Here is a 21,667-nt window from a genome sequence, read left to right on the forward strand (position 1 = left end):
GATTTTTCGGGACAAATCGTCGGGCCTTTCGGCAAAAAAATCGTATTATTGTATTTGGTAAGGCGTGTGGTTTTGCATGCCGCCGGAGATAACTTTAACCTAATTTTACTGAACGAAGAGATGAGTAAGAAACGTTTTGTCGGCCTGCTGTTGATCGGGGCCTTGTTGTTTGTTTCGCAGTCGCATGCCCAAGATGCGGTGCCGTTGTCCGTCGCGCCGAAAGAGTCGAAGGGTTTTGTGATGAAAGAGGTCGAAAAGGGAGTGTTCGAGGTGACGACCGCTCCGAACGACGCGGTGATTGAGTTCGCTCCGCTGAAAGAGCAGTTGCCGGAAGATGTGGCGGTGCTGAGTTTCGATTATTTCTGCGCTTCGGGCATGGAGTTCATGGTCGTGACGGTCAATAACGACCGGTCGCGCATCGAGGAGAACATGATCCGCCTGCCGATCGCCGAAGGATGGAGCACTTTCTCGGTCGATGTGTCCGATAAACTCAAACAGCTTAAAAGCCCCAATGATTTTCTGAGCTTGCTGATCGTTCCGAATGCGGCCAAACCGACCACCATGCGGATCAAGTCGCCGCGCCTGAGGGCTTATACCGAAAAAGAGATCGCTCAGAACCGGCAGAAAGCCGAACGGGAAGCACGCGAGAAAAGACTGAACCACGATATCGACGTTTACCTTAAGAAAGATCACCCGTGCCAGGTGACCGACGTGAAAGTGACCGACGAAGGCGTCGAAGTGGCCGGTAATATCAAAGGAATGCCGGGCGACGTTTATTTGTGCGAAGTGCCGATGTTCGGCGACCTGACCGATCTGACTTTCATTACCGAAAAGAAAATCGATAAGCCGACGAACTTCAAGCTGAAATTCGACCGCTATGCGCAGGTTGACGGGCGGCAGTACGACCGCCTCTATTCGCGCTGGGTGCTGGCCCAGAAGTCGCAGAAGGGATATCTGATCTGTTCGCACGGGCGTTATGCCGACGACGTGAAGGCTCAGTACGATCTGCCGCACGAGGTGGTGGCTACCAAAAAAGGGATCGGCGGTTTCCACGACGGTCCGTACGCTTCCGATGCGGACAGCCTGCAGGCGACCAGCATTACGGTCAATATATGGCTCGGTTTTATGCGCTTGACTCCGTCCGACAATTCGATTCCGTTCGAATACAACGGCAAAACTTATTATGCCGATAAGAAAACCATCGACGGATTCGACAAGACGCTGCAATTCGCGGCTTCGAAAAACATGATCGTCAGCGCGATCATTCTGGTGGCTCCGGAGCGCGCTTTTGCCGACAAAGCCGCCGGTAAACTGTTCGAACATCCGGATTTCGATCCGGCGGGTATCTATACGATGCCGAACATGACGACGCTCGAATCGCTGAACCTTTACGCCGCCGCGATCGATTTCCTCGCTTCGCGCTACAACCGCCCGGACAAGAAGTACGGCCGCATCCACCACTGGATCGCCCACAACGAAGTCGATGCCGGTTGGGTGTGGACCAATGCCGGGATCAAAACGCCGCTGCGGTTCATGGATATTTACGTCAAGTCGATGCGTTTGCTCTATTATACGGCTCGCAAATATAACCCGCATGCCGAAGTGTTGATTACGCTGACCCACTACTGGCAGTCGCGCCACAACGAGTATTGCTACCCGTCGGCCCAGTTGCTCGACCTGCTGCTCGATTACACCGAGGCCGAAGGCGATTTCAAATGGGGCGTGGCACACCATCCTTATCCGCAATCGTTGTTCGAACCGAAAGCGTGGCTCGATACCGAAGCGACGTTCGATTACAATACGCCGCTGATCACGTTCAAGAACCTCGAAGTGCTCGACGCATGGATCAAGCAGCCGCGCGCGCTCTATAAAGGCAAGGAGAAACGTACGCTTTATCTGTCTGAACAGAATCCCAATTCGAAAGATTACTCTGAAGAAGCGCTGCTGGAACAGGCTGCCGGAATGGCTTATGCGTTGAAGAAGCTCGAAGCCTGCGACGGAATCGACGCTTATCAGATGCACGGCTGGTTCGACCAGCGCGGCGAAGGAGGTCTCAGGATCGGTATCCGTCGCTTCCCGGACGATAAGGACGATCCGTCGGGACGCAAACCGGCCTGGTTCGTATTCCAGGCTTTCGGCACCGACCGGGAAGAAGAGGCATTCGAATTCGCTAAGAAAATCATCGGCATCGACAGTTGGGATCAGATTATTTACAAAGAACCGATCGCCATGCCGACCCAATCGAAATAGATTGTAATTGAATCATCCGCCGGTATCCTCGCCTATTTCGGGCGGGGATTCGGCGGATAAATAAGAATCCGGTTTTGATAAATTTGAATACGATGTTTACTGTTAAGATTTCGCGGGCGGCTCTGTTCGCGGCCTTCGGTCTGCTGTCGGGAAGCGTTTCCGCGCAAACGGCAGGTCAGGCTGCCGGATGCGGCGGCCGCGACCTGCAGGCCGATACGTGGGTGGCTACCGATGCGCTCGGACGGACGCTGCCCGGTTATGCGGAGTGCGGTCCGCGTAAAACGAACCGCACGGTGGCGATGTTCTATTTCGTAACCCACAACCAGAACGGGGCGAAAGACGGTCCTTATAACGTGACCGAGATACTGAAGGCCGATCCGGTGAACCCGAAATGGGGCGGCGGCGTCCATTACTGGGGAGAGCCGGAAGCGGGTTACTACATCATGAAGGACGAGTGGATCATCCGCCGTCATGCGCGGATGCTCTCCGACGCGGGTGTCGATCTGATCGTTCTCGACAATACGAACGACAATATTTACAAAGATGTTTTCGTCTTCATCGCCGAAGTGTTCCGCAAGATGCGTTCCGAGGGCGAGACCACGCCGCAGATCGCCTGCCTGGCCAGCCAGAATTCGGTGCAGCAGCTCTGGGATCAGATCTACAGCCGGGGGTTGTATGCCGATCTGTGGTTCCGCTGGAAAGGCAAGCCGTTGCTGATGTTCGGGCAGCATATCATCGGCGGGCGCCAGCAAATGGACGATGTCCGTTTCCCGAAAGAGATCCGGGATTTTTTCACGATCCGACAAAGCTGGGCGTGGACGACGCTCCGGTGGTACGACGACGGACATGACGAGTGGCCGTGGGTGGACCATTATCCGCAGTCGGTCGGCTGGCACGAGTCGCCCGACCGGGCCGAGTACGTGCCGGTGGCATCCGCGCAGCATCCGCTGTCGAATATCGGACGGAGTTTCCGCGACGGCGTGGAGCCGGAACACGACCGGTACGATGCGACGACCGATACCGATAAGGGGCTTTATTTCGATCAGCAGTGGCAGCGTGCGTTGGAGGTCGATCCGGAATTTATATTCGTGACCGGCTGGAACGAATGGACGGCCGGACAGATGAACCGGACGAATCCGGATTACGCCGAGGAGATGAAGAAATGGGACTTTTTCCCCGGAGCCAAATGCGGCAAAGGCGGCCGCGAAGTCAAAATGGGCGAAGGCTATTTCATCGACCAGTACAACCAGGAGTTCAGCCGAGACATCGAACCGATGAAGGGCGGCCATACCGACAACTATTACTACCAGTTGATCGCCAATGTCCGGAAGTACAAAGGGGTTGCCAAGCCCGAACCGGCCGGCGAACCGGTAACGATCGACCTGAACGGCGGTTTCGACCAGTGGCGGCAGGTCAAAAAGACTTATTACGATCATGCGGGCGATACGTATCACCGCGACAGTCCGGGTAATTTCGCCGCCGGGCCGTATGTGAATGCGACCGGGCGCAACGACATTATCGAGTCGAAGGTGGCGCGTGACGATAAGTATGTCTATTTCTACGTAAAAACGGCGCAGCCGCTTACTCCGCATACCGATCCGTATTGGATGTTGCTGTTTATCGATACCGACAGGCAGCATGCGACCGGATGGGAAGGCTACGACCTGCTTGTTAACGACGGTTTCCGAAGCGGTAAGAGCATGGTCAAAACCTACGATAAGACCGGATGGAGGAAAAGCCGCGAAGCAGCCTATCGCTACCAGGGTAACGAGCTGATGGTGAGCGTTCCGCGTAGCTGTTTCGGGCCCGGAAAACTGGCTTTCGATTTCCATTGGGCCGACGGCATCCAAAAGTTGGGGGATATCGACGAGTTCCTGCTCAATGGCGATCAGGCCCCGTCGCGCCGCGCGAATTACCGGTATGAAGAGGATTAACGATAACCTGAAACGATATGAAAAAAATGTTTTTCCCGGCTGTCCTGGCGGCGTTGTCCGTCTCGGTCTTTACGGCTCGCAGCGCGACGGCCGCCAACGGCCGCCTGACTCCGCATTTCAAGCAGAGCAGTTATGTCAACGAGTCGGTGACGCTCGAAAACAAGTATGTCACAATGAACTTTTTCAAACGGATCAAAGGCTGGGGCTGGGGTGAAATTCTGACGCCCGAAGGCAAGCTGATGGCCGTGATGGATCATCTGGGCGAACTGATGATCCGCGATCAGGACATCCCGATGCGTTTCGAGGCCGATTCGGTGTCCCGGGTCAGGACGGACGACGGCGAAAGTCTCGTATTCAACGTCAAATCGGTGGTCGTGCGCGAGATGTTGAAAGGCACTTCGTTCGACAACTGGATGCACTATCCGTACGGCGAGCCGGCCATTACCGGAACGGTGACGATTACCGTCACTCCGGATTCTCCTTTCGTCAAACTGAAATACGATCTGACGGCGACCGGTAATTACTACCTGCGCTACCTGCGCGGTCCATGGCTGAAGGTGGGCGAATCGTCGTTCGGGACGAAGAAGGACGATGCGATCCTGCCGGGTGTGGACTGGGCGATCGGCGACGAGTGGACGAGCGGTTCAGACTTTTTCAAAGACCCGTGGGCGCTGCGCGTCGTCCCCCACCCCAACAAGGTGTCTGTGCCGTTGATGGCGATCAGCTACGAGGGGGACGGTATCGGACTGGCATGGGACCCGAATGCGGTAGCGGCGCGTTGGTTCAACTACCGCACGCAGCATCCGCAACCGGTGTTCGCCTCGCCGAATTTCGTCGATCGGATGAATAACCAACTGATGGGTCTGATGATTCCGGACGCTTCGGTCGAAGGGCATGAGAACGAGATTTATTCGCAGATCGCTCCGGAACTGCGTATCGGCGAGAAGATCGAATTCGACGCCGAACTGTGGCTCAGTAAAGGGAACAGCGTCGATGTGGTAACCGACTGGGTGAAACGTCATGGCCTGCCTGAACCTTCGGCTCCGAAATGGGATTACCGTAAGGCGCTCGACTTGATGGCCGGCGCTTATAATACGAACCTGTGGCACGAGGGGCATGGTTTCGGCGTGGTGCAGCGTTCGATCGACGAGGCCGGCCCGAACATTCCAGGATTTTTGAGGCGTTACATGAACGAAAATAAAAAATCGCAGGTAGTTAAAGAGTTGCAGGCCAAAATCGAATCGTTGCAGCCCAAAGAAGTTCCTATGGTTAAGATCGAGACGCCCGAACAGAAGAAGGCCCGCCAAGTAAAACATGGGGACGAAATTCTGGCAATCCAGCGTGCCGACGGTTCGTTCGCTTTCGAACCGGACGGACGACACTACCGCAAGGACGATTTCAAGGTAGCGACCTCTTTCGTAGAGCCGATGGGACTCGACGGGGCTACGGCGCTCGACATTACGATTCTGCCGGCGATGGAACTGTTGCAAATCGGGAAGGAAACCGGCGAACAGCGTTTCCTGGACGCGGGTAAAAAGGCGATCGACTTCTGCATGTCGATGACGCGCCCCGAGGGCGGCGACTTCTGGGAAACCCCGTTGCATGCGGCCAACCTGTTCGCCGCGGGACATGCCGCCATCGCCAACTACAAGGCGTTCGAGCAGTTCGGCGATCCGAAATACAAGGAAAAAGCGGTTTACTGGATGCGTACGATCCTGCCTTTCACGCACCTGTGGGAGCCGGAGGAGATTCCGATGCTGTACAATACCAAACCGGTGCTCAGTTCGAGCGACTGGTACTTCGCCAACTGGGTGCGCGACCATGTGCAGTGGGAGGTGCTCGCCGTGTTCGCTCAGTCGATTGCGAACGGCATCCGCTGGGAGGAGGTCGATCCGGAGATCGACTGGATGAAGTTCCACCGCGGTATTACCAATGCGGCGATCCGTTGGATGAATGTGCATACCGACGACAACTGGCGTCCGCACAATATTCCGGAGACGTACGACCGTTACAAAGAGGGTGCGTTCGACTATTGTTTCCCCGATACGCACAATGCGACGACGGGCAACTACGGCGGTATGTTTATTCCTCCTTCCGCTATCGCGGACAACATCTACTACCTGTTGGACCGCGAAGCCGAGGCGGCAAAAGGTAAAAAGTAGTTATTCGGAAAATTTCATTGCGGGAAGCCTGTTGAACGGCAGGCTCCCGCTTTTTTAATAAAATGCGAGATGAATTATCGTAAAATCGTATCGGCTGTCGCCTTGCTGTGGTGTACGGCCGGGTTTGCCGCCGGATCGGAACCGGCTGCCTGCGTACGGCCGATGATGGGAACCGGGGCGGCCGGATGTGTCGTGCCGGTGGCGGCAGCTCCGTTTGGAATGGTGCAGTTGGGGCCGGATACTTATTTCACCGCTTCCGGCTACCACTACGACCATCCGTTGATCTACGGTTTCAGCCACACCCATAAATCGGGCGGCGGCGGAACCGATTATCAGGACATCATGTTCTTTCCGGTTATGGATGCCGTATGGACGCAGCAGCAGGTTTGTCCCGACCGCGTCGGCAGCCGTTATTCGCACGAGCAGGAGTTTATCGAACCGGGGTATTACCGGATCAGGCTCGATTCGGACGTGGATGCCGAACTGACGGCTACGGCTCGCTGCGGGATGCACCGCTACACGTATCCGGAAGGGGCGATGCGGCAGTTGATCATCGACTTGAAACACGGCTGCGAGCATTCGACGACCATTTTCGCCGACGAAGATTTCGATACCGTCAAAATCTCGCGGCTGGAATGGGTCGACGACCGTACGGTGCGGGGATACCGGGTTTCGAACGGCTGGGCGCCGGAACAGCACGTCTATTTCTACGCCGAATTTTCAGAGCCGATCGTTTCGTGCCGTCTTTTCGATCATAAGCATTTTCGGGACGGCGTCCGTGAGTTGGAAGGTACCGACGTGCGGGCCGTGCTGCGTTTCGGAGGGAAGGCGGGAAAACCGGTCGTCGTCCGTGTGGGCATCTCCCCGGTCAGTATGGACGGCGCGCGGCAGAATCTGAGGGCCGAGATCAAAGGATGGAATTTCGATAAAGTCCGGAAAACGACTTATCGGGACTGGAACGAAGCCCTGTCGGCTGTCCGGATCGCCGATGCCGATTCGCCGCAGAAGGAGGTGTTTTATACGAGTCTCTATTTCGCGATGCTCTACCCGATGCTCTATTCCGATGTGACGGGCGAATACCGCAGTTCCGACTCGAAGGTATATAAGGGCGATTTCCGTTATTTCGCCGGCGTGCTGGGCCTTTGGGATACGTTCCGGGCGCAGAACCCGTTGATCGCGATTCTCAGGCCGGACGTGACCCGCGATCTGATGAAAACCTTGCTGGAGCACTACCGCCACTGCGGTCAACTGCCGATCTGGACGCTGGCCGGCGTCGAGAACATGTGCATGATCGGTTATCATTCGATGCCGCTGGTTGCCGACGCTTATTGCAAAGGGATTCGCGGTTACGATGCGGAAGCGCTTTACGAGGCGATGAAAGCGTCGGCCAACCGCGATACGTTCGGTTATTTTCTGAAAGCGTTCCGCGGGACGCGTTATTACAAGCAGTACGAGTACGTACCGTGCGATCTGGAGGTGACTTCCGTTTCGAAGACCCTCGAATATTGCTACGACGACTGGTGCATCGCTCAGATGGCGCGGATGCTCGGGCACCGGGACGACTACGACTATTACATCGGCCGGGCCGGCTGGTATAAGAATCTTTTCGATCAGAATCTGAACTTTATGCGCGGCAGGAATTCCGACGGCAGTTGGCGGACGCCGTTCGATCCGTTCCATTCGAACCACTACCGGCCGGACGACGATTTCTGCGAAGGCACTTCGTGGCAGTGGACTTTCTTCGTGCCTCACGACGGCAAGGGGCTGATGAATCTGTTCGGCGGCCGCGATCCGTTCGTCGCCAAACTCGATTCGCTGTTTACGGTCAGCTCCGAGATACACGGCGACAACCCAGCGCCCGATATTACCGGCTTGATCGGACAGTATGCGCAAGGCAACGAGCCGGGGCATCATACCCTTTACATGTACAATTATGCCGGACAACCGTGGAAAGGGCAAAAACGGATCAGCGACGTGATCTACACGCTGTACGATACTTCTCCCGAAGGGATCTGCGGCAACGACGATACCGGTCAGATGTCGGCGTGGTACGTGATGAGTTCGATGGGGTTCTATCCCGTTACCCACGGTCGGGGCGTTTATTTTATCGGAACGCCGATTTTCGGGGAGATGTCGGTAAAGCATCCGAACGGGGTGTTGACGATCCGGGCGAACGGCGTATCGCGCGAAAATTGCTATATTCAGTCCGTAACGCTGAATGGCGCACCGTATTCGAAGAATTGGCTGCGACACGAAGACCTGTTCGGCGGCAATGCGACGCTGGCGTTCGAGATGGGGCCCGAACCGAATAAAAACTGGGGCAGTTCTCCGGAAGACCTGCCGCAGTCGATGTGCGACGAAACCTTTGAAAACTGACAGGGATGAGACGGATCAATTGTTTATTGGGAGTTTTGCTGTGCATTTTCGGCGCGCAGCAGGCGTTCGGGTTCGCCCGGCCGGAGAAGGAGTATCGGATTTTCCAGTTTCCGCGGACGGCTATTCCGCGTATCGACGGCGATTTTTCGGATTGGGACATGGTGCCCGATTCCTATGCGATTGGATTGTCGGAGTTGTACGATACGCATGGCGGACGCGGTGAGAACCTCGATCCGAAGGAGTTCGACCTGACCGTCAAGGTCGGTTGGGTGAACGGGGAGAACCGGCTCTATTTCTATGTGGAGGCTTACGACGATAGCTGGGACTTTACCGATCCGGGTTTGCGGCAGGATATTTTCGAATTGGTGGTCGACGGCGACGCGTCCGGCGGTCCGTTTATCAAGGAAGACAACGGCAATATCAACAAGCTGCCGGTTGCTGACCTGCATTTCAAGGGACATGGCGCCCATGCGCAGAATTACCACATTTTCACGCCGGTGCAGCACGGGAAAGACTGGGCGATGGTATGGGGTTCTACGCCGTGGATCAAGGATTTCCCGTATGCCAACGTCGCGTACGACTATGATTTCGGGCCGGGTGAATCCGGTGTGCTGAAAATGGAGTTCTGGATCACGCCGTTCGATTACGCGGCGGTCGAAGGGCCCGGTCGTTCGGTCGTTTCGCAGTTGACCGAGAACGAGTTGATCGGAATGTCGTGGTGTATGATCGATTTCGATGTGGATCGGCCGAAAGCCGATCCGGTAATGTGTCTGTCGCACGATTTCCGGATGATCCGCGACGCTTCGTTCCTAAACGCTTTCCGGCTGATGCCGCTGGAAGAGACGCTGCGGCCGAAAATCGCTGCCGATTGGGCGTTTACCGAAGTCGATCGCGACCGGCGGATCGTGTTGTTCGAAGATCGTTCGACCGGAGAGATCGCCCGCCGGGAGTGGGACTTCGGCGATGGAACGAAATCCTCCGAGGAATATCCGCTGCACCGTTATGCCAAAGCCGGCGAATGGACGGTGACGCTGACCGTCGAAGGCCCGGACGGGCAAGACCGCCGCATCAAGGTGTGGGAGGTGGTGACTCGGTAAAGGCAGATTGCCGTACTATTCTATTGATAAACGGATCGGGGAAGTTCATCGAACTTCCCCGATCCGTTTAGTTGAATATTTTTATTCAATTAGCTGATTTTGCCTTGATTATCGTTTGGAAGCGTCGCGCCGTGTTTTCTGCGGGCGCAATTGCAAAACCGGCATCGCCGTAAACCTGTATGTGACGCGAGGATTGGACATAGGATGGTTCAATATCGCTTGTTTCGAAGCAGTAAATGCAGCTCTTTGCGGCCGGTATTCGCATCGGTCTGTTCCTGTCGGATTTCGAAACCTTCCCGGAGGTAAAAGCGTACGGCCCGTTTGTTTTCGGCGTATACGCTCAGTTCCAGCGTCGGATATTGCGCTGCGGCCCATTGCAGCAGGCGGCGTCCGATACCTTGTCCCTGCCGGTCGGGATGGACGAATAGGGCCGCGACATAGTTTTCGACCAGCGAGACGAATCCGCAGACGCTTTCCGCCGATTCGTCCTGGTAGACGAACGTGCGGGAGTCGGGCAGGTAACGGGTTCTCATTTCGTCCAACTTCCCTTCCCAATAGCTGCGCGGCACGAAGTCGTGTGCCGCGACGGAGCTTCGCAGCCATATTTCTAGTACGGTGTCCGTATCTTCCGGTTCGAGCGGTCGTATCATGTTGCGGGAAAATGAAAAAGGTGTTCAACATGCTCTGTTGGACACCTTTTTTGTATAAATTCATAAAACGTCCGGCGAAACCGGCCGATGGCCGCCGCCGGATCGGAAACGTCTATTTTGCAGAGTCCGTCGTCTGTGCCGGAGCGGCTGCGTCCTGTCCGGCTGCCGGCAATGCCTGCGGCATCAGGTTTTCGTTGCTTTCCAGCGATTGTTCCAGCGCTCTTTCGACGCCGCTTTTGCTCGACGAAATGCTGGCCGACGGCATGGTCATCGTTGCGATCAGGCTCAGTACTACGATGGAAATAGCCAGCCCCCAGGTGAATTTTTCGAGAAAGTCGGCGGTCTGACGCACGCCCATGACCTGGTTCGATGCTCCGAAATTGGCAGCCATGCCGCTTTTGGGGTTCTGAGCCAAAACGGCAAGAATTAACAGAATGCTTGCTATCAGGATCAATACGATGCAGAAAATATACATTACTAATATGGGTTTAAACGTTTATAATTGGTCAGTTAATCGGATTCGCTGTCGCCGAGCCCGGTAAGAATCTCGGCAAAATAAACACTTTTTTCCGGATATAGCAAACTTAATCTGGTATAAATTTCGCTGGCTTTGGAATAAAATCCCTGTTTTGCATAGATTTCGGCCAGTTCTTCGGAAATCAGGTCGGGGTCTTCGGTGACGGATTCCCGGGACAGATCCTCCCCGGGGAGCGTTCCCGTCGCCGGGGAACGGCGGGAAGGGGTTTCCTGCAGGAATTTTTCGATGACTTCGAACGGGTCCCGCGTAGCTGCCGCTTCGTTTTTTTTCAGTAAAAAATCCGGCAACGGCCGGAACTGTTGTCGCAACCGGAGAGCAGGCGTGATCGTTCCTCCCCGTTGCCATAGAAGTAGTTGCGCGGCGACGAACCACGGGTAGCGGCTGGCCGCCTCTTCGGGCGGATCGCAAAGGAGCGGAGCGGTTCGGGATGCCGTTTCGTCGTTCATCTGCAGGCGGATTACTGCCAATTCGATACGGCAGCGTTGAAAATATCTTCTACCAACTGATCCACGATTTCCGGAATCAGCGTAGGTTCGACTTCCTGCAACAGTTTGCTGCTCTCGTAGGTGGAGAAAGCCGAAAAAGTTTTGTCGAAGTTCAGGGACGGGTCGACAGCGTTGGTGAACCGTACCCGTACGGTGATCGTCAGGTTATTGAGTACTGCGTACTCATCCCCGGAAATGGCCGCCGGCGTCGACGCGTAATTCGTGATTTCGCCTTCGAAATTCAGGTCGCCGTTTTCGGGCACCTGGATCAGTTTCGTCTGGCGCGCGAAACGTTCCTGCAGCGCATCCGTTAGCGTCGAGCTGAGGATCGGGGCAACCAACAGCGCATTGTTCGGGAAGCGGGCGATGCTGATCGTTTTCATTTCGGGCGACAGCGAAGCCCCCGAAAAGGAGTAACTCACGCTGCACGTACCCAACAGTAGCGGGCATACGAGCAGGATGATGTATTTCAGTCTGTTTTTCATGGCGTTTTCCATTTCCCTGCCGGCCATTTCCGGGATTACGGGATTTCGTCGATTCCTAATTCTTTGATTTTCCGGTACAGCGTGCGTTCCGAGATGAAGAGTTCGCGGGCCGCGTCTCTGCGTTTCCCATTATGACGTTTCAAAGCCCGGATTATTGCCTCTTTCTGCGCTTTTTCTTTGGTCATCTCTTCCTTCGGGCCGTCGTCCACGACCTCTTCGGTGTCGGTGTAAAGCGCCTCGGCAGCCGGAGATTTAACGGCCGGTGCGATCGGGTAGCTGCCGCGAGGCAGCAACCCGGCGATATCGCTTTTGGGAGCGTCGTACGATTTCTCGGCCAGTAGTTCGGCGACCATTCGTTTCATTTCGCTCATGTCGCTGCGCAGATCGAACAGAATTTTGTACAGTAGTTCTCTTTCGGTATTCACCTCGCTGGCCGGGGCGCTGCCGCTCATGACCATCGGAATGGTGTTCGGCGCGGAATCCGGCAGGTATTTTTTGATGATCTCGCCGGTAATCAGACGGGTTTCCTCGACGGCGGAGATCTGTTCCGCCACGTTTTTCAGTTGCCGGATGTTGCCGGGCCAGCGGTAGTTCTCGAGCAGGTGCCGCGCCTCGTCGTCGAGGGTGATGACGGGCATCCGGTATTGCGTGGCAATATCCGTGGCGAACTTCCTGAATAGTAGCGTGATGTCTCCTTTGCGCTCCCTGAGCGGCGGGATGGTGATGGGCACCGTGTTCAGCCGGTAGTACAGGTCTTCCCGAAAGCGTCCGTTGGAGACCGCTTCGCGCAGGTTGATGTTGGTCGCGGCGACTACCCGCACATTGGTTTTGGCGGACTTCGACGCTCCCACCCGCATAAATTCGCCGGTTTGCAGTACCCGGAGCAGGCGCACCTGGGTCGTATGCGGCAGTTCCGCCACTTCGTCCAGGAAAATGGTTCCTCCGTCGGCTTCCTCGAAGTAGCCTTTCCTGCTTTCGGTAGCTCCGGTGAAGGCTCCCTTTTCGTGGCCGAAAAGTTCCGAATCGATCGTGCCTTCCGGAATGGCTCCGCAGTTCACGGCAATGTAGTTTCCGTGTTTGCGGGCGCTGTTCGCATGAATGATCTGCGGAAAGAACTCCTTGCCTACCCCGCTTTCGCCGGTCACCAGTACCGAAAGATCGGTCGAAGCGACCCGCAGGGCTATTTCGAGGGCGCAGTTCAGACTTTCGTCGTTACCGATGATCCCGAAGCGTTGTTTTATGGTCGTTAACTCCATTTTCGTTTAAGTAAGTAGCCTGTGCCGGAGTCCGGAAAGGAGTGCCGGCGCAGGTGTTTTTCGTACGGACTAATCGTTGTCCGGAGCGGGCGCGCTTTGTACGGTCGCGGTATCGGTCTGTGCAGGCAGGATGATCGACTGGATGTCGGGGCCTTCGCGACTTACCAGAAAACCGAAGATCATCACGGCGAGCGCGATGATGGCGGTGATGATCGCGATGACGATAAAACCGTCCGCTTTCGATCTCTTTTGAACCGGCCGTCCGGGCTGCTGCGGCCTGCGCGGATAACCGGGCTGTTGCGGCCTCTGGTTCATCGGAGGCCGGTTGCCTGCGTTCGGCATCGGCGGTTGATAGGGCTGTTGCGGAGCGCGGTTGGGAACTTGCTGCGCCGGCGGCGTCTGCCGAACCGGATTGCCCGGATGCGGCGGCGTCTGTTGTTGTACGGGACGTTGTTGCGTCGGCTGCGGCACGGACCGTCTGGGCGGGATGCCGGATTGAGGTTGCGGCGCGGCAGCCGTCCGTTGCTCTGTCGCCGGCTTCTGCGGGACGGCCGGTTGCGGTTTTTCGACCGGAGGGATGGTCGTAGGCGCCGGGCGCTGTTGCCGTGCTGCTGCCGGAGGCGAGGATACGGGTGCGGCGGCAACCGGAGGGGGCGCAGGGATGGCCTGCGCTGCCTTTTGTCCGGAATCCAGGTAATAGATGCTGTTCGAATCGATTTTCAGGGTTCCGATACCTTCTATAATATAAGCGCCGCGCGCGGCGATGTTCTTTTTGATTTCGGCGGTAAATTCCTCGATCGCAGCCTGTGCGTCGCCCGGATTCAGGCCGTATGCCGAACCGATCAGTTGGATCAGCACCCCGTCGTCTTTTTTCAGGAACGGAACGAATGCAACGGTTCCGTCGTCCTTGTGGAGGAACGCGCCGAACTGAGGAACGATCAGTCTCTTGTTGGTTTTCAGGTAGTCCGCTATAATTTTGTTGACCATGGCTCGCAGTCGTTAGATTTGATTTCCAAAAATAGGGCTTTTTCGGAATAGAAACAACTCCCGGACGTATTTTCGTTCGTTCGGGATGGGTATTCGTCGGAAAAAAATAAAAGCGAAAATCAAAATAAATTCGGCCGAGTTGTTGTTTTTGTTGAAAAGAATTGTCTTCTTTGCGTCCTATAAGTTAAATGTAGCTTCGTTACTTCGCAGTTTATCGGATGAAGTAGCGGGGGCGGATTGGTCTTAAACAGGTTGTTTGAAGATGAAGAATAAGTATATCGATCTGATCGAGCAGACGTTCGAATTTCCTCAGGATGAGTTTTCCGTGGTCGACAACGAGCTGAATTTTCACGAAGTGCCGCTGATGGATGTGATCAAACAGTACGGGACGCCGCTGAAGGTGACCTATCTGCCCAAGATCACGTCGCAGATACAACGGGCCAAGCGATTGTTCAATGTGGCGATGGCCAAAGTGGATTACCGGGGGAATTACAACTATTGCTATTGCACGAAAAGTTCCCACTTCTCATTCGTGCTGGAAGAGGCGCTGAAGAACGACATTAACCTCGAAACCTCGTCGGCTTATGACATTCATATCATCGACGCGCTGTACGACGGCGGGATTATCGACAAGAATATCTTTATCATCTGCAACGGTTTCAAGCGTCCGCAGTATGTCGAGAATATTGCGGCGCTGGTCAATAACGGTTTCGAAAATACGATTCCGATCGTCGATAACAAAGAGGAGCTCGATCTGCTGGACGCCGCTATTCACACCGAATGCAAGATCGGTATCCGGATCGCGTCGGAAGAGGAGCCGAAATTTGATTTTTATACTTCGCGTCTCGGTATTCGTTACAACGACATCGTGGAGTATTATAAGACCAAGATCCGCAGCAATAAGAAGTTCAAGCTGAAAATGCTTCACTTCTTTATCAATACCGGGATCAAAGATACGGCTTACTACTGGAACGAACTGAGCAAATGTCTGAGCGTTTACTGCGAGCTGAAAAAAATCTGCCCCGAACTCGATTCGCTGAACATCGGAGGGGGGTTCCCGATCAAAAATTCGCTGGGCTTCAATTATGATTACGAGTACATGACCGAGGAAATCGTCGCTCAGATCAAGAATATATGCAACCTGGCCGAGGTCGAGGAGCCGAACTTGTTTACCGAATTCGGGTCGTTCACGGTGGGCGAAAGCGGCGCGACCCTCTTTTCGATCATCAACCAGAAGCAGCAGAACGACCGGGAGAGCTGGTATATGATCGATAGTTCCTTTATGACCACGCTACCGGATATCTGGGGGATCAACCAGCGGTACATTCTGTTGGCTATCAATAATTGGGACAAGGAGTACCAGCGGGTGTTTCTCGGCGGCCTGACTTGCGACAGCGAGGATTATTACAACGGAGAGTCGCATTCCAACGCGATCTTTCTGCCGAAGCTGAACGGCGGACCGCAATACATCGGGTTTTTCCATACCGGAGCTTACCAGGAGTCGCTGGGCGGGTTCGGCGGAATCCAGCATTGCCTGATTCCGGCTCCGAAGCACATTATCATCGACCGCGAAAAGGGCGATAACGAGTATTACACCCGCCTGTTCGCCAAGGAGCAGAGTTACCGTTCGATGATGCGGATATTAGGGTATTAGCCGTCCTGGCGCATACGGGGTCAAAAGCAGGAGTCCGGTGCGCCTCTTTGTCCCGGAGAGGCGCTTCTGCGGGTCATCATCGAGATAAAACGATATGAATCATTTTTGAAAGGACGCAGAAATATACCTCGATGCCGATCGTTAGTTAATTTTTCCAACCGCTTTCTGATACTCCAGCCATCTCAGATAGCAGTTTATCCGTGCTTCCACCTGTGTCTGCATGGCTTGTTGCCACAAGGTCTGCGCTTCAAGATAGTCGGACAGCGTTTCCACGCCTTTCTCATATTGCAGTCGGCTCGCACGCAGGTTCTCCTCCGCTGAGACAACGGACGATTCCGCTAACCTCTTTTCAAGGAATGCTTCGTCAAGGTTGTTGAACGACTGGGTCATCTCAAGCGTAAGCCGTTCGTTAGTATCTTCGCGTTCGGCTTGAACCTGTGTGTATTGCGCCTTGGCTGATTTGATCTTGTTGGTGCGGTGTCCGAAATCGAAAATAGGTATGGAGACTTGCACGCCGACAAGAAAGTTCCAACTGTCGAGCAGTTTTCTCCCATTTAGCTCAATGCCGTTCAAGTAGCCGTATTGACCGACCAATCCCACTTGTGGCAGATGCTCGCTTCTTGCTACGGCGATTTTCTGTTTAGCCAATTCGTTTTGCTGTTCAAGCATCAAGTATTCGGGACGGTTGGATATGCCGTCGTCCTGCATATAACCGGCATTCGTTTCAGGTAAAGAGCTATCTGTTTCTATCTTGTCCGTCAATGGGCGACCTATGTAGTGGCACAGATTCATCATGGCAAGTCGATGCCCGTTTTCCGCACGGCGCAAGTCCAGTTCGCTTTCATTCAACTTTACCTTCACTTTCAGCACGTCGTTCTGCGATTTCATACCATGCTTGCGGGCACTTTCCACGGTACGCATCAGTTCCGTCAATAGCTCATTATAGGACTCCGCAACCAGCACCAGTTCTTTGGCGCGCACCACTCCGGCGTATGCACGTGACGTTTCCACGACCACTTCCGATTCCGTCAGTCTTTTGTTCTGCCGGGCTATTTCATCGCCGATCTTTGCCATGCGGTAGCTTGTCCGTATTTTCCCGCCCATGTAAACGGGCTGTTCCACTTTGACACCTCCGCTGTATATCCAGCCGAGGTCGTATGCAAGGTCGATGCCCGGAAACAAGGCAGACTGTCCTGTAGGGATTCCATCCGCACCTAATACAGGCAGTTGTCCCATACCGCTTGAATAGGAACCGTCGGCAGTAGAATAAAGAGCGTTTCCTGTCAATGATAATGACGGGAGAAACAGAGCCTTGGTACTGCGCTTTTCAAACAGGGAAGCCTGTAATTGCTGCTCGGAGACTTCCATCCTTTTATTGTTTTCTTTTGCCAACCGGATGCATTCATCCAGTGTCAGAACCGTTTGCGAATAGCATGCAAACGGTAATACGGCGAATATGTATATAAATAATCGTTTCATTTTATCTTGATTTTGAAGAACATGGCGTAAAGGATAGGCACAAAGAACAGCGTAGCCAGTGTGGAGAAGAGCAAGCCGCCCATGATGGTAGCAGCCATAGAGCCGAACATAGCGTCGCTCAACAGCGGTATCATGCCGAGAATGGTAGTAAGCGAAGCCATCATCACAGGACGCAAACGGCTTTCCGAACTGGATACAAGAGCTTCGGCCGGCGCGATGCCGGCACTTATCTGTTCCCCGATTTCATCCATCAGCACGATGCAATTTTTCATCATCATGCCGACCAGTCCCAATGCCCCGACAATGGCGCAGAACGTGAATGACTGTCCGCTTAGAAGCATGGCTCCGACGATACCGATGGCAAGCAATGGAACGCAGCAAAGTATGATTGCAGGCTTGCGGTAATCCTTGAACAGCATGATAAGGATGGCAATCATCAGGACGATACCCAACGGCACGTTTTTGAACAAGTAGTGCATGGTTTGCGTACTGGCATCTTTTTCGCCTTTCCATTGTAGTTGGTATCCTTCGGGAAGTTTTATCTGTTCGATCCTTTCGGCAATGGTTGCGCGTGCCTTTTCTGTTTCAATGCCAGGCGAAGGCGAACACATGACTGTCTGGGCACGCTGTCCATTGTAACGCGGAACGATGGGGTCTTCCCATTCCATGCTAATCCCCTTGCCGATTTGCTTCAACGGTGTCGTCTGCATGACCGATTCGATGAGGTCACTGCGGTCTGCCGTTCCTGATTTTATTTTCAGCAAAGCTTCTTCATCCAACACGCTGCTTATATTGGGCATCATTGAGAACAAAGGAACATTCTCCAGATTGTCCATTTTCTCTCCGTCCTCTCCTGTACATTTCAGATAAATCGTGTTCTTGTGTATGCCGTCATAGAAATTGCCAACGGGTATGCCTCCGGCTGCTGTCAGTACGGAAGTGGAAATATCTTGCCTGCTCAACCCGGAGCGGCGTGCGGACGATTGGTCGTAGTCTATCGTCAATAACGGCATGGACGGTTCCCAGTCTGTCGTGACCAAGCAGACTTCGGGGGTCTGTTCCATAATCATGCGTGCGGAATCCGCTAACGCATGGAGTACGGCAGGGTCGGGTCCTGTGAACAGGGCCTCGATGGGATACTTCTTGTACATGATGTTGTACTGTTTCAACTTGACGTAGGCATCGGGATACCGCTTCAGAAGTTCCCGTTGAATTTCATCCATGTTTTCCACCAGCGCGTCGGGGGACTCGAAGTCGATAATCAGTTCGCCGTACGACAATGAGGGCGTGGCGATGCTGCGTACCAGATTGTAACGGGCGGGCGTACCGCCGATGGCGGTCGTTACGTTGCGTATCTCCGGGCGGCTTTTCAAATAAACCCTGATTTCTTCCAAATCGCTCGCCACCTGTGTGGAGTTCGTACCTTCCGGCAGTTTGTATTCCATATAGAGCTGGTCGTACACCATGTCTGGGAAAAAGCCGTGGCGCATGAACCGATAGCCGTATGCGCTTAACAGGACGAGCGCGACCGCGATGAGCACAGAGGATACGCGATGACGCAGCCCGAAATTCAAGGCTGCACGCAGCCAGCCATATACCCGACCGTTGTATAACGATTCCTCTTTTTTGCCGGGCGCGTCGGCTTTCAGCCAACCGTTTGCCATCAAAGGCACATGCACGAGTGCCAGTATCCAACTCAACAACAACGACACGGCAAGGACGATGAACAGGTCTCTCACGTATACGCCCGCCGTATCGGGAGAAAGGAAGACGGGCAGGAAGGCAAGGATGGCAATCAAAGTTGCCCCCAGAAGCGGCATGGCCGTCCTTTTACCTATGGAAGTCATCGCTTCCATGCGCGGCTTGCCCCGTTTCAGGTCTATCAGGATGCCGTCAATTATCACGATGGCATTGTCTACCAGCATTCCCATTGCGAGAATAAAAGCAGCCAGCGATACCCGTTGCATGGAACCGTCCATCATGCCCAATAACAAGAATGAGCCGATAACCGTGACAATAAGGCTCGTGCCTATGATAACACCGCTTTTGAAGCCCATGACGAGCATCAATATCGCCACGACGATAACGACCGATTCTATCAGGTTGATGAAGAAAGTGGCAAGGGCATCTGTCACTCGTTCCGGCTGGTAGAACACGCGATGGTATTCTACTCCTGCCGGGAAATGCTCCGCTTTCAATTCCTCAAGCCGCCGTTCAACTTGTTTGCCTACTTTCACGATGTCCGTACCCGAAGCGGCGGCAACGGCAATGCCCAAAGACGGCTCGCCGTTATAAGCCATCGAGTTGCGTACCGGAGTGACATAGTCATTACCTACTTTGGCAATATCTCCCAAGCGGAGTTGGTCATCCTCATGGCCCTGTATAATCATATTGCGAATTTGCTCTACCTTGCGGAATTTGTCATTGACAGTCACGCGCACGCGTTTTGGCCCGTTGTCGTAATATCCGGTATAATAGATGCCATTCTGCCCTTGCAGCGTGGTGAGTACCTCCGCAGGCGAAACGCCCAATGTCGCCATACGTTCAGGCAGCATCTCAATGTTGATGCACTCCTCTCGTTCTCCGTATATAGTGACACGTCCCACGTCTTCAATGTTTGTCAACTCCCGCTGGATCAATCGGGCATAGTCGGATAGTTTGCGCTCGTCCGTTCCGTCACCGGTCAGGGCGTAGAACATGCCGTATACCAATCCGAAATCGTCTTGCACCTTGACCGACGTGCCTTCCGGAAGTCCGGCTCCGGCATCGGAAACTTTGCGCCGCAACATGTCCCAGCACTGCTCGATTTCGTTTTCCGGAACCGTGGTCTTCATTTCGACCTGGAGGATGGTTAAATCATTATACGACCAACTGCATACGTTGTTCACTTCACCGATGGTGCGTATGTTTTTTTCCAACGGTTCGGTGACTTCCATTTCCATCTCGTGTGCGGAAGCTCCGGGCCGGGTCGCCACGACCATCGCCATTTTCACCTTGATTTCCGGATCTTCCAGCTTGCTCATGTCGTATGCGGAATAGAGCCCGCCGACCAGCAAGACGACAATAAGAAAATAAACCAGTTTCTTGTTGTCGAAAGCCCATTTTCCTACATCCATCACAATAAGCCTCCTACATTCGTTTCAGATTCATCAGCCATAGGCTTTACCTTTTGGCTGTCCGTCAGTTTATGTACTCCAGCAGTCACGACAAGTTCCCCATCAGAAAGCCCTTGCGCAATGATTGCCTTGCCATTGGTATGGAGTTGCTTGACGGATACGGCACGTAATCTTATCACTCCGTCCTTCTTATTATAAACCCAGACGCAACTTTTCCCGTCTTTCTTGAATAATGCGGAAGACGGTATTTCCGTCTTCCCGCTCGCGGTATCGCTTATCACCATATCTACCATCGTATTCATTCCGGGCGAAGGCTGGGGCGACATGTCCTGCGGAATGGAAAGACGTACTGTGTACAATTGATTGGCATTGGCTTTCGGTGCTATGCTAATCAAGCGGAGCGGGACTTTCTGGTTCGGCATGAAATCAAATGAAGCATAGAACGATTCCATCTTGTTGCGATGAATATAAGTAGACGCCGGGATATTGATTTCTATTTCTTGCTTACCCCCTGATACAATCGTGACAATAGGCATACCTGCTGCCACGACCGTTGGCGGATCAAACAAGCGTTTCTGAACATACCCATTGAAAGGAGCATATATTTTTGTGTCAGCTAATTGGTTTTGGGCATTTTCATATTTTGCGGCAATCTGCTGTAAGCCAAATCGTGCCTTGTCATATGCATCGGCTGTGCTTACGCTGTCCGCATAGAGTGCTATTACACGTTCGGCTTCCGATTTTACGTTCATATACTCCGCCTTGATAGCGTCCAGTTGCACTTGATAATCACGCGGGTCTATTTCCGCTACAAGCTGACCTTTGCTTACCCTGCTGCCTTCCTCGACATAGACGTTCATCAATGTTCCACTGATCTTGAAAGCCATGTTCACTTCTTCCGCAGCCTTCACACGTCCGGGAAATTCTTGAACCGATGTAGCACCGGCGTTTTCAACCATGAAGAGCCGGACATTTGCCGTGTCCGTTTCCTCCGTCTGCTTACTGTGGCACGAGCTGTTCAGCAATAACAGTCCCATGAACAGACATGTTATAACATAATTTTTTCTCATATATGAATTGTCCTTAATTGCGGCTATAAAATTATGCAAATCAAAAATGGCACGCAAGAGCAAAATTGAGCGAAAATTGTATGATATGTTCGATTTACGGAAGATTCATAGCGAAATATGAGTTTGTT

15 protein-coding genes are annotated in these 21,667 nt (G+C 53.8%); 6 read left to right on the forward strand and 9 right to left on the reverse strand.

What is annotated here, in order from left to right; all coding sequences use genetic code 11:
• Positions 1–120: 120 nt before the first annotated feature.
• The 5 genes from PGR91_RS06510 to PGR91_RS06530 all read left to right on the forward strand — a co-directional run bounded on the left by PGR91_RS06510 (position 121) and on the right by PGR91_RS06530 (position 9,819).
• Positions 121–2,250, forward strand: a complete 2,130-nt coding sequence (locus PGR91_RS06510) for a DUF5722 domain-containing protein (protein ID WP_118656594.1) — start codon at positions 121–123, stop codon at positions 2,248–2,250.
• Between the two features lie 92 nt (positions 2,251–2,342).
• Positions 2,343–4,184 carry a hypothetical protein gene (locus PGR91_RS06515; RefSeq protein WP_118457449.1) on the forward strand — a complete coding sequence of 614 codons (1,842 nt, stop codon included), beginning with the start codon at positions 2,343–2,345 and terminating at the stop codon, positions 4,182–4,184.
• 17 nt (positions 4,185–4,201) lie between these two features.
• On the forward strand, positions 4,202–6,346 hold the full coding sequence (locus PGR91_RS06520) for a hypothetical protein (protein ID WP_118656596.1): 2,145 nt from the start codon (positions 4,202–4,204) through the stop codon (positions 6,344–6,346).
• Positions 6,347–6,415: 69 nt separating this feature from the next.
• Entirely contained in the window at positions 6,416–8,722 is a 2,307-nt protein-coding gene (locus PGR91_RS06525) for a GH92 family glycosyl hydrolase (protein ID WP_118656598.1), read from the forward strand.
• 5 nt (positions 8,723–8,727) lie between these two features.
• Positions 8,728–9,819: a PKD domain-containing protein gene (locus PGR91_RS06530; RefSeq protein WP_228385774.1), complete on the forward strand. Its 1,092-nt coding sequence runs from the start codon at positions 8,728–8,730 to the stop codon at positions 9,817–9,819.
• Between the two features lie 209 nt (positions 9,820–10,028).
• On the opposite strand, the gene PGR91_RS06535 is transcribed toward PGR91_RS06530, so the two are convergent.
• The 6 genes from PGR91_RS06535 to PGR91_RS06560 form a co-directional block, all read right to left on the reverse strand.
• Positions 10,029–10,469: an N-acetyltransferase gene (locus PGR91_RS06535; protein WP_101570626.1), complete on the reverse strand. Its 441-nt coding sequence runs from the start codon at positions 10,467–10,469 to the stop codon at positions 10,029–10,031.
• A 112-nt stretch (positions 10,470–10,581) separates the two neighbouring features.
• Positions 10,582–10,944: a preprotein translocase subunit SecG gene (gene secG / locus PGR91_RS06540; protein ID WP_055204184.1), complete on the reverse strand. Its 363-nt coding sequence runs from the start codon at positions 10,942–10,944 to the stop codon at positions 10,582–10,584.
• A gap of 35 nt (positions 10,945–10,979) precedes the next feature.
• Positions 10,980–11,453, reverse strand: coding sequence for a hypothetical protein (locus tag PGR91_RS06545; protein WP_147387397.1), 474 nt, complete (start codon positions 11,451–11,453; stop codon positions 10,980–10,982).
• Between the two features lie 11 nt (positions 11,454–11,464).
• Entirely contained in the window at positions 11,465–11,977 is a 513-nt protein-coding gene (locus PGR91_RS06550) for an LptE family protein (RefSeq protein ID WP_055204553.1), read from the reverse strand.
• A gap of 35 nt (positions 11,978–12,012) precedes the next feature.
• A complete protein-coding gene (locus PGR91_RS06555) occupies positions 12,013–13,233 on the reverse strand; it encodes a sigma-54 interaction domain-containing protein (RefSeq protein ID WP_101570622.1) in 1,221 nt (406 codons plus the stop codon).
• A gap of 69 nt (positions 13,234–13,302) precedes the next feature.
• On the reverse strand, positions 13,303–14,220 hold the full coding sequence (locus tag PGR91_RS06560) for a hypothetical protein (protein ID WP_118656602.1): 918 nt from the start codon (positions 14,218–14,220) through the stop codon (positions 13,303–13,305).
• A 262-nt stretch (positions 14,221–14,482) separates the two neighbouring features.
• Here PGR91_RS06560 and PGR91_RS06565 point away from each other — a divergent pair, with 262 nt between their 5' ends.
• Positions 14,483–15,874: a decarboxylase gene (locus PGR91_RS06565; protein ID WP_055204192.1), complete on the forward strand. Its 1,392-nt coding sequence runs from the start codon at positions 14,483–14,485 to the stop codon at positions 15,872–15,874.
• Positions 15,875–16,015: 141 nt separating this feature from the next.
• Here the strand turns inward: PGR91_RS06565 and PGR91_RS06570 are convergent, their stop codons facing one another.
• Genes PGR91_RS06570 through PGR91_RS06580 form a run of 3 tightly spaced genes read right to left on the reverse strand, consistent with a single transcriptional unit; the run spans position 16,016 to position 21,506 of the window.
• Complete coding sequence (locus PGR91_RS06570; RefSeq protein ID WP_118656604.1) at positions 16,016–17,353, reverse strand: TolC family protein; 1,338 nt, start codon at positions 17,351–17,353, stop codon at positions 16,016–16,018.
• The gene (locus PGR91_RS06575) at positions 17,350–20,469 is read right to left on the reverse strand and encodes an efflux RND transporter permease subunit (RefSeq protein WP_118656606.1); all 3,120 of its coding nucleotides are present in this window, start codon (positions 20,467–20,469) and stop codon (positions 17,350–17,352) included. The genes PGR91_RS06570 and PGR91_RS06575 overlap by 4 nt, the downstream gene beginning before the upstream one ends.
• The gene (locus PGR91_RS06580; RefSeq protein ID WP_180951498.1) at positions 20,469–21,506 is read right to left on the reverse strand and encodes an efflux RND transporter periplasmic adaptor subunit; all 1,038 of its coding nucleotides are present in this window, start codon (positions 21,504–21,506) and stop codon (positions 20,469–20,471) included. The genes PGR91_RS06575 and PGR91_RS06580 overlap by 1 nt, the downstream gene beginning before the upstream one ends.
• Positions 21,507–21,667: the final 161 nt, after the last annotated feature.

It is taken from the genome of Candidatus Alistipes pullistercoris, assembly GCF_027665465.1.
Classification (GTDB): domain Bacteria; phylum Bacteroidota; class Bacteroidia; order Bacteroidales; family Rikenellaceae; genus Alistipes_A; species Alistipes_A hominis.